We start from the raw sequence: 14,042 nt of genomic DNA, 5'->3' as shown, positions 1-14,042 counted from the left end.
TTGTTGTAAGCGCTACCCCTGCCAGCCCGATGCGCGCAGCGCGTTCACGAATGTGTCCAGATCTTCTTCGTTGGCGTAGGGATATCCGAGACGAAGCGCCTTGAGCGAATAGTTCTCGTTGAGCGCCACGCCCCGCTCGCAGGCCAATCGCGCCGCCTCGGTCTCGCCGAGCAGCTGACTGCACACGGCCACCTGGAAATGCAGGAAGAAGAAGTCCGGCCGACGGGATAGCGCGTCATGCGCGTGCCGCAGCGCCTCGACCGGGCGGCCTGCCCGCAGCGCCGCCGTCGACATGGCGCGCAGCCACAGCCAGTCGTGCGGATCGGTCGGGCTGCGCCGCAATGCCTCGGAGGAAAGCACGATGGCCTCCTCCGGATCGCCGCGAAAGGCGAGCAGTCGACCCAGCTCGCCCAGCGCAGGCGCGTTGCTGGGATTGAGATCGAGCGCACGGCGCTGCTCCGCGGTGGCCTGTTCGAATTGCCCGGTCAGCGTAAGGACGACACCCAGCGCCTGGTGCGAGGCCGAATCGCGCGGATCGGCGGCGACTGCCCGGGAGGCATAATCGAATGCCTCGCCGATGGTCTTGTCGAAGTTCTTGGTCTTGCCGCCCCAGATGTTGCCGAGTTTCGACAGAGCCAGCAGCACCAGTGTCGGGGCGTGATCGGGATCCTGTTCCAGCGCCGCCAGCAGCAGTTCGTCGGCCTTGCGGAAATCCTCGTAGGTCGACCGCCAGTAGTGGTGGCGCCCCCTGATGAACAGGTCCCAGTGCTTGACGTCCTGCGGATGGCGCGCAGCCAGTTCCTGTTCGCGCCCGAGCAAGGCCGGCTCGATCGTGCAGACGATCCCTTGCGTGATCTCGTCCTGCAGTTCGAATACCTCGTCGACCGGCCGGTCCTGGTGGCCGGTCCAGACGATTTCGTCGGTATCGCCGTCGATGAGATCGATGCGGACCCGCACCTTGTCTCCCATGCGCCGGATCTGTCCGCGCACGAGATAACGGACCGACAGGTCGCTACAGGCCTGCGCCGTGCTCGCCGACTCGGCATCGTAGGACAGCGATGACTGGCGCGAGGTGACGCGCAGCAGGCGCGATCGCGACAGGCCGGCGATGATGTCGTCCGCCATGCCCTCAGCGAAATAGGCCTGGTCTTCGTCGTTCGGCGGATGCCGGAACGGAAGGACCGCGATCGACGGTCGGTCGAGATGATCGGCAATTGCCCTTGCGGATACCGTTTGCGGCTGGTCGGGCGAAGGCGCGACACGCTTGGGGACCGAGCTGTGGCCGAGCCGCGCCCGGATCGCCCGCACGAGGGCCTTGAACTCGCTCGCTTGCTGGACGCCGTCCCACCCGGCCAGCGGGAGAACCTGCACTTGCCTGAAACCGAGCGGCGGCTCCGTGCCGTCGATCGTGATCGGCAGGTAGGTTCCCTTCATTTTCGCGACGGCAGCGCGAGGTTGCCAGTGTCTTGGTCGTAGACCGCGCCCAGGCCCGGATCCATGCCCGGCGCATCGGCATAGGAGGCATCTACGCCGAGCACGACTGGGTCGGGCGGATAATCCATTGGCGTACCGTCGGGGACCATGTCGAGAAACAGGAGGTCGAAAACGGTACGCCCGGGGTCTTCGCCGACAGGACGGAAGCGATAGATCATCGGCAGCGAAACGCCCGGAAACAGGCACATGTTGGGGAATAGATGATACTCGATTGAATCGAGCATCTCGCTGTCCGAATATCGTGCAAGATCGACGCCGCTGGCCGCACCAATCTGGCGGCGCAGGATGTCGGCGGCCACCGAGCGAGCCGACTTGCCTTCCGGCACGCTAGCCTGTTCCGGCAGCCGCATCTTATCGAGGATATCCTGCTCGGTCTGCTCGCCTTCGTAGTGCGGGCTCTGAGTTCCGATCGTGTGGACGAAGCGCGTCACCGTATCGCAGAATACGTCATACTGGGCGTTGGCATCGCCCGCAGTCGCCAGAGCCTGGGAATGAGTTTCGTAGACGTGGTAGGCTTCGAGAAACGCCTCCTGCGCGGCTTTCCAGTTGGTCGGCAGCTCTTTCTGGATGTGTAGGCGAATGCGGCGATCGGTTAGGTCCCAGCGGTCGGAAAAATGCTCCGCCAAGGGGCCCAGGTGATCGATCAGCGGTGCGCAATCGGGATCGAGATTGACGAAGACGAACCCGCCCCACGTGTCGACACGCACTTCTGGCAAGCTGTATTCTTCGTCCTTCACATGCGGGAAATCCCACCGGCAAGGAATGTTTTTCAACGACCCGTCAAGGTTCCAGGTCCAACCATGGAACGGGCAGCGCAGATCGTCTGCCGCGCCGGACGACGCCGGCGGTTTCAGCTGCGTCCCGCGATGGAGACAGGCATTGCGGTAGGCCTTGATCCGGCCATCCTCGGTCCGGGTGACGATCACCGAATATCGACCGATATCATAGGTGATGAAGTCGCCCGGTTCCTGGACGTGCTCGATCCGGCAGGCCCATTGCCATACCTTTGGCCAGAGCCGCTCCATCTCCTGCTGCATCGCGTCAGTCGAGGTGTAGCGATCGTAGGCAATCTCGCCATCGCCGAGAAATTCGTAGCTTTCGGCCACCAGCGCGTCCGGGACCTCGCACCCGTCAGCAAGGATGATGTCCCGGGTGCTTGGCCCGGGGCATCGATCCTCTCCCGGATTCCGACGCTGGTGCTCGATTGCGTCCATCGTCAGAAGCGCACCGTTGCCTGGACCGCCACGGTCCGCGGCACCGAACCATAGCCGATGTTATCGCCTGGAACCGCGGCAGCCGTGCCGGTACCCGAGCCGGTGAGCGGTGCCGTTCCGCCGCCGATGAAATAGAACTTGTCGGTCAGGTTCTTGCCGATCAGCGCAAGCTGCCAACTTTCGTCGGCAGGGCCGAAGTAAAGCCCCGCGTCGATCACGGCGTAGGCATTCTGCTCCGTATAATAGTCGCCGAAGCTGGAGCCGAGATACGAGCTGCTGTAGCGCATGTTGAGATTGCCGCCGACGAGGAAATTCGTCCCGATATCGCTTTCGTAGGAGACGCCGGCCGTGCCAGTCCATTTGGGCGCATTCGCCGTCGGGACGCCGTTGAGATCCTGGCGGGGGACGCCATCGGCGTCGATCGACGTACAGCCCTGCGCGATCGACTGGCCGGAATAGCAAGGCGCGATGAAGTCCGAATAGCGGGCCTTGTTGTAGTTGAGCGTCCCCGACAGTGTCAGCCCGGGAGCAGCACGTGGCGCAAACTCGAGCTCGAGTTCGGCCCCACGCGTTCGCGCGCGGCCCGCATTGTACGTCACGTAGGCAAAGATCTGCGCGTTGAAGTAATCGATCTGCAGATCAGTGTACTTGTAGTCGTAAAGCGTCAGATTCGCGCGCAATTGGTTGTCGAGGATTGTGGATTTGATCCCAACCTCGAAGCCCTTGCCCTTCTCCGGCTGGAATTGCAGATCGGCATTGGGATTTGGTGCAAGCGAGGAATTGATCGCGCTGTTCGAGTAGCCGCCCGATTTGTAGGCCGCCTTATACGCGCCGTAGACGAGGATGTCGGCATTCGGCGTCCAGCTCAGCGTAATGTCGGGCGACCAATCGTTGAAGGTCTGATCGCCGTAGAGCGTGCCGTTGGGCCCGGCGCCTTCGGGCCTGAAAATCCCCGTCAGAGCCGCGTTGACGTAAGGTTGGGTAAAGAAGCTGTCCTTGGTTTCGTGAATGTACCGAACGCCCGCAGTCGCCTCGAGCGTCGGAGTGATTTCCCAGATCGCCTGGCCGTAAGCGGACCATGTGCGGCCATCCGTTTGTGACAACTTGTTGTAGGCGACATACCGATCTTCGGGCGCGGCCGAGGAATCCTCGATATTGGCGAACATGACCGCTTGGAAAAAGTCGCGCCGCGTATCCTGATAGAGCGCACCGACCAGCAAGTTGACCGGTCCGTCAAAGCTCGTGAGCGCTCGCAATTCCTGGCTGAAGGCGCGGTAGCCCGCGTTCTCCGTTGCCCAGACTGCGCCGCTCAGGAAATCGCAGTCGCACAGGAACTCGTTGGTGTTCCTGTTGTAGTTCGTCACCGACGTGAGCGTGACATTATCGAGCCCGTACTCGAGATTGCCGGTAACCTGCCACGATTTGTAGTCGTTGAAGAGGCCGCCATTGGGTTTTGCATAGGGGTACACGGCCGCAATATCGGTGGGCATGTCGTTCTGGTGGAGGACGAACCCGCCGTCACACGGATAGCTGGGGGCGATCGTAGTCGACCCGCTGGGACAGCGGATCGCGACATAGTTCCAGCCGTTACCGTCGGTCTTGTTGATCGTGCCACTAGCCTTGAGCGTTGCAGTGAGACGAGAATCCGGCTCGTACTTGAAGGTCACGCGGCCGATCAGGTTGCGCTCCTGCGGTTGGTCTTCAGCCGCCGCCGCCGCGACATGCGGATTGAAGTCGCCGGTGGCGATATCGAGGGTCCCGTAATCGATCGGTACCTGCTCGTTCTTATAGTAGCCGCCGAACATCTTCGATGCACGCACCGCAACGCGGACGCCGAGATTGTCGGTCAGCGGTTGGGAGACGACGGCCTCGCCGTAAAGATTCTCTGCACCGAATTCGTAGCCCACGCGGGCCATGTATTCGGGCAATGAGCCGGGATCGGCGGTGGTGAGTGAGATCACGCCGGCGGTGGCATTCTTGCCATAGAAAAGCGATTGGGGGCCCTTCAGGATCTCGACACGCGCCAGGTCGAAAAAGCCTTCGTTAATGGTCCGGCCCTGTCCGTAATACACTCCGTCGACGACCACGGCGACCGATTGCTCGATCCCGATGGAAGTTGCCGATGAACCGATGCCCCGCAAGGTGAGTTGCGCACCGGCGCCATTGGAGGAGCGGCCGATGGAAAACTGCGGGGTCGCTGCGGCGATCTTTTCCAAGCTGGTCAGGTCGCGCTGTTGGATCTGTTCCGCGCTAATGGCCTGAACGGATACAGGAATCGACTGGACTGTCTCGGCGCGACGGCGCGCCGTGACGATGATCTCTTCCAGACCACCCGCCCGGTCTGCCGGGGCAGCCTCCTGCCGGTCGACCTGCGAGTCGTCAGCGCTTGCGTCCTGCGCAAGGGCCGGCGTTCCGACCATTGCCAGAACAGCAGTTGTGGCGAGCAGATAGTAAGCCCTCGATCCACATTTTCCCATTTCAATTCCTCTCCCGAATTGCGATGGCTTGCGCGCCACGCGTTCGGACAAGCTTAATCGGCATCGGCGATTTGCGCCGACTATCTAAAAGATATGAGACGCCTCATTTTTGTTAGTCGGCGGAATCAATAATCGATGCCAGTTTCCGACCAACGATTACCTGACCAAAATGAATAGCAAGATCAGTATTCCGGCAGTTTCGGCGATTCAGGAAATTACAATGGTCCCAAACAGTAACCACCCTGATTATGCTGTCGAATCGGATTTATTTCCACGCATCGGCTAAATACCATCGAGAGAGGTCATCCTCGACCACTCGGGGCGGGATCTACCCGCCCCGTCTTTTTTTGAAGCCACCGTGAAGTTCTGGACGGGTATCGCTCGGGTGGAGACTTACCGATTATTTTGAACGCGTGTCCTGTTCGCTCGACCATGGCGGTGCACGTCCCAGCGCGAATTTGGCGCTCAAATGACCAAATTGTCCATCTTCGCAGATACCATTCTCGCGATCACCGTCGATAAGGAGCAGCGGAAGTTCGGCCACACGAAGTCTCCCAGCCGCGTCGGTCGTGCCATCTTTCGAACTCAACCTACTCTAGGTACCGTCGATAATCCGGAAAAATTTTTCGAGCCATCATCGCTGAGCTCCAACCGCCGGTCTGCGCACCGGTAAACGGGGCTCAGCGAGCTCGAGATCCGATTTACAAGCTCGGTTTACACTGAGGTGGTGGCTGAACTTCTGGAGGAAATGGTGTTCCGATATCGAAGATAACCATAAGGGCCCGCGAGCTAACGGAGCTGCTCTCGGGAGATATGCCGGTCGAACGGATGAACAAGATGCGCCACTGGAAGGCGCGTAGAGAAAGCGCGCCTGCCAAAAAGACCAACTCATTCCAACTCATGCTGGATCAGGGACATCTGCCGACCTCGATGAAGGTTGTGAGCGCAGGCCGCTATGACGATGACTGGTTTGAAATCGAGTGTGGCCCAGTCGATCCCCCGATAGCGAAATTTCGCTAAGGCCTCGGCGCTCCTCGCTAAAGGCAGCTTACACGTGCTTGGCGTCGGAAGCCGTAGTTCTGCTCTCGGCCCAATCTCAGTCAATCGAGAAACTGCATTGATCGAAAATCAGTCGACGATTCACCACCTTGCCCGTTTGACGAAGACAGCCGTGCCGATTCCCATCGTGATCATCGCGGCGGTAGAGATGGCGAACACCGACCAGAGTGGTGTCTCGAAAATTGCCAGGTATGCGCCCCCGACCAGGACGAGAAAGAGGCGCAGGCCCTGTGCGAAGATCGGTCCCCCAACTCTCCCCGCGCCTTGGGCCGCGAAATATAAGCACAGCCCAAGCCCGAAGAACGGGAAGCCGAAACCGGCGATACGAAAGTACGTCTCTGCAGCGAACGTGATCGCAGGGTCGCTTGTAAAAATAGCTACCCATAGACCTGGATACAGCGACAAAAGCCCGCCGACGATTGCGAGCACGCCCGCTGCGAGTGAACCTGCGGTCCAAGCAACTGCACGTGCCCTTGTAACGTCTCCGCGTCCGATTGCTGTTCCGACGAGCGGAACACAGGCAACCCCAACCGAGAACGCTATGGGTATGAGCAGGAATTCGAGCCGGACAGCGACGCCATACCCCGCAAGCGCCGCATCGCCATACCGAGCGACAATCGTCGTCAACGTCAGCACCGCGGCAACCGAGAGCAAAGGCGACAACATGGCGATCCCGCCGATACGCATGATCGCCCCGATCTGCGCGATCGATACCTTGCGGAAGTCGAACGTCATCCGCAGGCGCGAGCGGGCCGATCTCAGGTAGGCGGCGAGAAAGAGCGCCGATCCGGTGAATGCGACGACCTGGCCCAGGGCAACACCCATGATGCCAAAACGGGGGAATGGCCCCAGGCCCAACCCGAGCGCTCCGCCCACGCCGACCTGAACCAATCCGGCCAAGAGCAAGGTATAAGCGGGCACGACCATATTTCCCGATCCTCGCGCCGCCGAAGCCAGCATGTTGGTGGCCCAGATCGGAATGACCGCCAAGGCAGCCATGCTCGAGAACGCGACCGCTTCGTGCAGGATGTCGCCTTGGCCTCCCATCAGGCGGAACATCGGCGACCCAAGCAGCAGGATCAGGGTGGCGAACGCGAGCCCGAAGGCAAGACCGATGGCAAGCGCACTGATCGCCACCGATTCCGCCCGCGCCTTGTCGTGGGCGCCGAAAGCGCGGCTGACCGCACCGGAAACGGTGCCGCCAAGTGCGCCCGCCGATAGCATCTGCATGAGCATGAAGATCGGAAAGGCAAGGGCGATGCCGCCCAGCGAGGCGAGCCCGAGACGCCCAACATATGTCGTCTCTGCGATCGATACGACCGTTGCCGAGCACAACGATATCAGGTTGGGCACGCTCAACTTGGCGAGCGTCGCCAGGATCGGGCCCTCCACCATCATCCGGGCGCGCCGCTCGGCCGGGCTTTCTGCCTCGATCGCCAGTTCCGGTCCCTCGGCCGGAATCTCGATTGTTTCGAGCTGCGTCATGCTGGGATCCTCAGCAGGGTAGATGTCGCCGACGCGAGCAACCGTCCGCTCGTGTCCGTCAGCTTCGCCTCGCAATAGGCGATACGCCTTCCCAACGTGACGACGTTCCCTTGGGCTCTGACCATCCCTGTCAGTTCGTTCATCGAGCGGTGATAGGCGACCTTGAGCTCTAGCGTCGTGAAACTTTCTCCCGGATCCAGCATGCTGGCGGTCGCGATGCCGCATGCCGAATCGAGCAGTGTTGCCGCATATCCGCCATGCACTATGCCCATAGGGTTGTAAGCGAAACGACCCGGCACGCTTTCGAACACTGCACTGCCCAATTCGACTTCGACGAGCGAAAATTCCAGCCGTTCCCCGATCGGGGGGCGTCCGCCCGTAGCGAGCAAGACCCTGACTTTTTCGAGCCCGGTGAGTTCAGTCACAGCACTCACGCTCCGTATCTCCGCGCCAAGTCATCGTAGCAGGCGTTCAGAAGTGTGTCGGACTCAGGTGTTTGGCCAAGCGTCCGTGCCAGGGTGATTGCGCCGACCATTTGCGCCACTATCGCTGTCGCCTTGTTGATTGCATCGTCTTCTCCAAGCCGGTCGAGAACGCGGGCCATGCGATCCGACATGGCGCCAAGTCCCCGCGTTAGTGCGTCTGCTGCCGCGCCGCCCTTTCGCGCGACATCCGCCGACAGCGATGGCAGCGGGCAACCACGCTCTGGTCGATCACGATGGGCGGAGGAGAGGTACGATCGGCAGTACCGCAGAAGTGCGTCGCGCACGTCGCTTCCCGCTCCGGCCAATGCGTCGTCGAGTGGTGAGGTCCGGCTTCGGGCGTCGCTGAACATAGCGGCTACAGATTCAGCTACCAGAGCATCCTTCGATTTGAAGTGCGCGTAAAACCCGCCGTGGGTCAGTCCGGCTTCGGACATGACTTCGCCGACCGAAACATGGTCGGGCCCCTTCGCCCGGAAGCTTCGCGCAGCCACCTCGAGGATATGTCGCTTGGTGTCAGCCTTCTGATCCTTCGGGTAGCGCATCAAACGGCCCTTTTTTATATGATAGGCATCATATAATCGGTTTGTAGCTGCAAGCAAGTGTTCGAAGTGATCTGTGAAGTCTCACAGTCAGATACCAAAAAGGCTTTGTGTTTAACCCCTGCAAAAGGGCTGCTCATACCGAGCATCGGCATATACGCGGACGGCCAGCGGCCAAATTGCATAACAAGCACATGAAGCTTTCTCGACGACCGCTTTCAATAAAATCCGAAGAACTTTGGAACGGCGAGAAGTAGGTGGAAAGCGGACAGTCTGGTTCTTGGAGGAGAACCGGAAGTTGACCGTAATTTGAATTTGCCAGATCAATGTTCTTCGATCGGAGAAAACCTCATGGCTGTCACGCGGATCGTCGCAAACCTTCGAGCAGAAAATCCAGCCCGAATTGCTGACTTCTACCGTCGGGTCTTCGGCCTTCATTTGGCATTGGACATGGGCTGGATCACATTTCTGGAAGGCGACTCCCAACAGAAAGTGGAGATGCACGCGGCTTCCCAGGGCGGCAATGGAACCGACGTGCCGGTAATCTCAATTGGAGTGGACGATCTCGAAGGATGCGAAGAAGCGATCCGAGCTGCGGGTGCTGAGATCGTTTACGGTCCAGTGAAAGAAGAGTGGGGGCTGAGACGTTTCTTCTTTCGCGATCCGGCAGGAAATCTCGTCAACGTCGTTGATAGCTGAATGACCGTGTTGAGAAGCGGTCAAATTGTCCGGCAGCGTCCGCATTGGGTCGTTCGCGGAATGGCCCCTTCCGAAGCTCAATCACCCGAAGCTGACTAACAACTTACGGCCCAGTTCCAGACGGTCCGCTTTGCACCCCAATTGGCGATCTGCAACCGATTGCCTGAAAGCGGACATCAATTCGAAACTGGCGGAAGGTCAAGGCACTTGCGAACCCCCGGTTCCGGGGCAATATCGCTTGGATGCAGTCCAAATCGGAAAATCAAGATGTCGGCCTGCATGGTTCCAGAGTTGAGCTGATTGACGCGCAGCTTCGCGTGGGTGCGTTTTCGCCGCACCGCCACGATACCTATACAATCGCGGTGACCACGTCTGGCGTCCAGTCGTTCAATTACCGCGGTAAGCGTTGGCAGTCGCTGCCCGGGCAAGTGGTGATCCTGCATCCTGACGAAGTGCACGATGGGTACTGCTGCAACCAGACGGGCTTTTCCTATCGGGCGGCCTATCTGCCGCCTGCCCATGTCCAGACCGTGATCGGGGGCGCGGCGCTTCCATTTCTGGCCGAAGGGGTTTCAACCGACGCCGATCTGGTCGGCTCGGTGCTTCGCCTGATCGCGATGTGTTCTGCCGGGAATGAGCTGTTCGGCTATCAGGACGCACTCCACCAGTTCGTGTCTGCGATGCAGCGGTGCGAAGACGGCCCGCCGGCCAGGCGGAGTGTCAATCGCGAAGCCGTGATGCGGGTGCAGGAATTCCTCGACGGCGTTCCGGGCCCCGAGACGAACCTCGATCAGCTCGAAGAACTCGCCGGCTATGACCGCTGGCAACTTTCGCGCGACTTCCGTGCGCTGCTTGGGACCAGTCCCTATCGCTATCTGCAATGCCGCAGACTTGAGCTAGCTGGACAGCTTCTGCGCAGCGGGCTTGGCATGGCCGCAGCTGCCCACGAGGCCGGTTTCGCGGATCAGAGCCACTTCGGCCGGGTCTTCAGGCGCACTTTCGGGACCACGCCATTGGCCTGGCACCGGCCCGGGCAGCCGCGCACAATCATTCTATAAGCCTGACCAGCCCCCGGGCTAAACAGCCGGAATGAAACATACAATCTTTTCGCCCGAACCGCATCGCGGCTGGCTGCCCTGGGCCTGGATTTCGCCAGTGGTCTGCATCCTGCTTGTCGCCTTCTCCAGTGTCCCGATCGATATTGGTCTTGAATGGATCGGCGTGGTCGATGCCGAGGGAAAGCCAGTGTCCGCATTCGAGCTTTGCGTGTTCCTGCTGTTGCCATTCGCGGCGATGGGCGCTGCCGTCTGGGCCTGGTCGCGGTTTGTCGAGCGCCGCAGCCTTGCTACCTTGGGCCTCACCGGCGGGCAAAGGCTGCGCAAGTATCTGACCGGATTGGCGATAGGAGTCGGCATGATCGCCCTGGCGGTCGGCTCGGTCTGGCTCGCCGGTGGCTATGTCGGCGGAGATATCCTTCCCGCCCTTTCCTCGCCAGCATCGCTGTTCTGGATTGCGATCCTGCTGCCCTGCTTCGCCTTCCAGTCAGGCGCGGAGGAGTTCATCTTTCGCGGCTGGCTGCTATCGGCGGCCACGCGCCGCTGGAACCTGACAGCCGGGTTCATCGCCAGTTCGATTGCTTTCACATTTCTTCACTTTTCACCGCACCAGCCGGTCCGCGAAATTGTCATGACGTTCACCTTCGGGATGTTTGCCTGCGCCTGGGCCTGGCGTGCTGGCAGCATCTGGGGCGTGATGGGCTGGCATGCGGGCTGGAACTGGTTCACTGGCGTCGGCTTCGCCGTGCCGATAACCGGGCTCGATCTGCAGTTGCCGGCCTTGCTTGTGCAACTGACGCCTTCCGGCCCGGACGTCCTTACCGGCGGACCCGCTGGGCCGGAGAGCAGTGTGCTGACGATCGGCCTTCTGGCTGCAGCCACGCTGCTCCTGTTGTTATGGTCTAGAGACTCCATGGCCGCTGCGCAGGGTACACCACCCGGAGGCAACGACACGACAACACGGCAATCCACATGAAGCCTCCAGTGAATGACGGCTTTGTCAGCGGTACCGACTAACGCAACTAACCGACCAAACGGCAGCTGAGCCCATCGTCACGCCTCACGCGTGGAAGCGGGCGGTGCGAAACCGGCCCAACAAAGGACCCTACGATAGGGGCAGCTCCTGCATAGCCCTCGTCTTGCTAACCGCTCATGTGCAGCAGCATTACGTCGATTTCGAGATGCTCGTTGCATCCAGGATCACGCGAACGGTCTCCTCCGGCTGATCCCACATCGGGAAGTGTCCGCTACGCTCGAACCAATGCAATGTCGCTTCAGGGAAGGCTTTCATCGCGCGATCCGCCTGCTGCGGTAGACACAGCCGGTCCTTGCGCCCCCAGCCGATGACAACGGGCGCAGCCGTGTTCGCAGGGCCCTCCTGCATTGCGCCGTTGGCGAGATCTTTCACAAGCGAATTGACGGTGCGCGTAGCAGCCAATGACTTCAGTTCACGCGCAACGAAGGCCGGGTCGAGCGCCCACGGCCTTGCAGAGAGCTGGGCCATGAGCGCGGTCCGGCCTGCGACATTTCCGGTGATGGCAGAAAGCGCCGGTCGCAGAGCGCGAACTAAAGCAATCGATGGCGTTATGGTGGATTTGAAGAAGGTGCGCTCCCACCCCTGCCAGAAGCCGCCCGGGTCGAGTGCGACAACCGCCCCCGCTTGGCCGCGCCGCGCCATCTCGAGCACCAGGCGAGCACCCAGCGAACTGCCCACCATATCGATCCCGACGAGATTTTCGGTGCGGAGCCAGTCGTCCAGACTGCGCGCCAGCCCGTTGAACGTACCGCTGTCGGCCTCTTCGGATGTCTGCCCGTGGCCAGGCAAGTCCACGGCGATTACCTCCCTGACTCGAGAAAGCGAAGGCGAGATCGTGTCCCACGAGCCGCCAGTTGCCCCCAGTCCATGGACAAGGAGGAGGGGTTTTCCGCGCCCTGCGCGCGTGTAGTACATGGTCATGTAATGGTAACGTCTCGCACCAACTTATGGGCCCGTGGAAGTCGATATCGCCGGAGGTAAAGCCAACAGCAGACCTTCCGCTATCGGCCCACTTTCCGACGACTGCCCGCCAGTAAAAAAGCCAAAGCAGCGCGCATTGAGCCCAAATAATGCCAAACGAAACTCGGTGGTAGCAGGCGGCAACTAAAGGGTCATCCGTCTCTCAAACGTTCATGGCCCTGGACGTGCGCAAAATACGCGCCAGGCTGCCGCTCGCGGGACCTATTACCGGAAAAAGCGATCGGTCGGATCTTCGTCAGGTTCTTCTTCAATCGCGATGCTGGTTCGAGCAGCGGGAGAGAAGCCTAACTCAGCGATCAAGCTTTTTATAATCACCGTCTGCTGGTTCACGATGCGCACGTAGGGCGACGGCACCGCACTGCCGGACGGCGTGCGGATGACCATCGGCGACCTCCGCAGTTTCTCCTGAGCTTGTCTGCGCGTTTCCCAGGCTTCAACGAATGCCTCCAGAACGTATCGATCCAATGCCTTCAGCATCCCGCGGGGGGCGTTTTCGACGACATCGTCCCATGTCGCTCGCTCCTCTAATGAGAAATGAGCGGGTGCGCTGCCAATTGGTGTTGATGGAAGTGGTTCGCCCTTGATCAACATCAGATGCCTTCGATCGCGAGAGTTCTCGATCAGTTTCAGATTGGTGGGCTTTTTACGACGTCCCATTTATCTTTCCTCCAAGAGCTGAATCGCTCGACTGCTGCGGTAAGCACGGGAGAAAGTTTGAAAACGTTGGGCGTTGTAGAAACGGACACCAAAGTGGTCGGCGGTACCGATGCGAAATTGAAAATATCGTCCTTAGACAAATTTTTGCCCCACGCCGGTGTCCGCTCAAAAGGTGCCAGGGTTTTGAATCCCCCCCCTCCCCCTCTCCAGCTATCGAGCGAGCGCGCATGCTGACGCATGCGCGCTCGCTCCTCTTTCTTAATCGTTTGGCCAACGGGAATGCCTGCGCCGCTCCGCTATTTGGATTACTCCCGCGTCGCAGGCATTCCCTGGACCTCCTCCCTGAACATCCCTCAATGATCCTTGGTGAAGTCGGAGCGGAGGGCATAGGACGACCAACCCCCGCCAAGTGGCCGGGTTGGCCCTCCCCAGATGCGTGTGAGATGCTCCTCGGAGCCAGCCGTCGCATTCGGGCGCAAGTGGTGCCGGCACTGGCCCACCTGCTTAGCAGCTGCTTCTCGAAACTATGTGCCGATCCGGAGATCCCCGCTCTGCCTTTCGGACTCGGGCTTCCGCTATGATCTCACCCCATTTGGTAGCGGAAATGTTTTGGGCGCATCCCCAAACGTTTCAAACCAAACGAATGCGCCGACCGCAGCGGAGCTGCGGAAGCGAACTCGTCAGATGTCTTTGAGGCAGGTGGACCACGCTTCTTCGAAGCGCTTGATCTCGTCCATATGATAGCGAACACTACCGCCGAACTTGTGATAGTTGGGTCCGATCCCTGACCTGCCCCATTAGGGTGGTCCACCGGTTAAGTTAGAGTTCCGGCGGTTGTTGTCGCCCTGCTGGGCGGCCTGA

General features: G+C 60.3%; 12 protein-coding genes. 3 read left to right on the top strand and 9 right to left on the bottom strand.

Features of this window, described 5'->3' with window-relative positions; all coding sequences use genetic code 11:
* Nucleotides 1-12 precede the first annotated feature (12 nt).
* The 7 genes from GRI48_RS12665 to GRI48_RS12635 all read right to left on the bottom strand — a co-directional run bounded on the left by GRI48_RS12665 (nt 13) and on the right by GRI48_RS12635 (nt 8,756).
* The gene (locus GRI48_RS12665; RefSeq protein WP_160676916.1) at nt 13-1,434 is read right to left on the bottom strand and encodes a tetratricopeptide repeat protein; all 1,422 of its coding nucleotides are present in this window, start codon (nt 1,432-1,434) and stop codon (nt 13-15) included.
* Nucleotides 1,431-2,708 carry an aromatic ring-hydroxylating oxygenase subunit alpha gene (locus GRI48_RS12660; RefSeq protein WP_160676912.1) on the bottom strand — a complete coding sequence of 426 codons (1,278 nt, stop codon included), beginning with the start codon at nt 2,706-2,708 and terminating at the stop codon, nt 1,431-1,433. Before GRI48_RS12660 ends, GRI48_RS12665 begins: the two co-directional genes overlap by 4 nt.
* Nucleotides 2,709-2,710: 2 nt before the next feature.
* On the bottom strand, nt 2,711-5,128 hold the full coding sequence (locus GRI48_RS12655) for a TonB-dependent receptor (protein WP_237451957.1): 2,418 nt from the start codon (nt 5,126-5,128) through the stop codon (nt 2,711-2,713).
* A gap of 457 nt (nt 5,129-5,585) precedes the next feature.
* Nucleotides 5,586-5,729, bottom strand: coding sequence for a hypothetical protein (locus GRI48_RS12650; RefSeq protein WP_160676906.1), 144 nt, complete (start codon nt 5,727-5,729; stop codon nt 5,586-5,588).
* A gap of 596 nt (nt 5,730-6,325) precedes the next feature.
* Nucleotides 6,326-7,729, bottom strand: coding sequence for an MATE family efflux transporter (locus GRI48_RS12645; protein ID WP_202389358.1), 1,404 nt, complete (start codon nt 7,727-7,729; stop codon nt 6,326-6,328).
* Nucleotides 7,726-8,154, bottom strand: a complete 429-nt coding sequence (locus tag GRI48_RS12640; RefSeq protein ID WP_337190831.1) for a PaaI family thioesterase — start codon at nt 8,152-8,154, stop codon at nt 7,726-7,728. Before GRI48_RS12640 ends, GRI48_RS12645 begins: the two co-directional genes overlap by 4 nt.
* A gap of 5 nt (nt 8,155-8,159) precedes the next feature.
* Entirely contained in the window at nt 8,160-8,756 is a 597-nt protein-coding gene (locus tag GRI48_RS12635; RefSeq protein ID WP_160676900.1) for a TetR/AcrR family transcriptional regulator, read from the bottom strand.
* A 348-nt stretch (nt 8,757-9,104) separates the two neighbouring features.
* Here GRI48_RS12635 and GRI48_RS12630 point away from each other — a divergent pair, with 348 nt between their 5' ends.
* The 3 genes from GRI48_RS12630 (at nt 9,105) to GRI48_RS12620 (ending at nt 11,483) form a co-directional block, all read left to right on the top strand.
* Entirely contained in the window at nt 9,105-9,452 is a 348-nt protein-coding gene (locus GRI48_RS12630) for a VOC family protein (protein ID WP_160676897.1), read from the top strand.
* Nucleotides 9,453-9,694: 242 nt separating this feature from the next.
* On the top strand, nt 9,695-10,510 hold the full coding sequence (locus GRI48_RS12625) for an AraC family transcriptional regulator (RefSeq protein ID WP_160676894.1): 816 nt from the start codon (nt 9,695-9,697) through the stop codon (nt 10,508-10,510).
* A 97-nt stretch (nt 10,511-10,607) separates the two neighbouring features.
* Nucleotides 10,608-11,483, top strand: a complete 876-nt coding sequence (locus tag GRI48_RS12620; RefSeq protein WP_160676891.1) for a CPBP family glutamic-type intramembrane protease — start codon at nt 10,608-10,610, stop codon at nt 11,481-11,483.
* Nucleotides 11,484-11,672: 189 nt separating this feature from the next.
* On the opposite strand, the gene GRI48_RS12615 is transcribed toward GRI48_RS12620, so the two are convergent.
* Together GRI48_RS12615 and GRI48_RS12610 are read right to left on the bottom strand one after the other, a co-directional pair.
* The gene (locus tag GRI48_RS12615; protein WP_160676888.1) at nt 11,673-12,464 is read right to left on the bottom strand and encodes an alpha/beta fold hydrolase; all 792 of its coding nucleotides are present in this window, start codon (nt 12,462-12,464) and stop codon (nt 11,673-11,675) included.
* Between the two features lie 264 nt (nt 12,465-12,728).
* A complete protein-coding gene (locus GRI48_RS12610; protein ID WP_160676885.1) occupies nt 12,729-13,181 on the bottom strand; it encodes a phage terminase small subunit P27 family in 453 nt (150 codons plus the stop codon).
* Nucleotides 13,182-14,042: the final 861 nt, after the last annotated feature.

This window comes from Qipengyuania oceanensis, from assembly GCF_009827535.1.
GTDB classification, from domain to species: domain Bacteria; phylum Pseudomonadota; class Alphaproteobacteria; order Sphingomonadales; family Sphingomonadaceae; genus Qipengyuania_C; species Qipengyuania_C oceanensis.
Note: the sequence above shows the minus strand (reverse complement) of the source record. Positions and strands in the feature narration are given on the sequence as shown.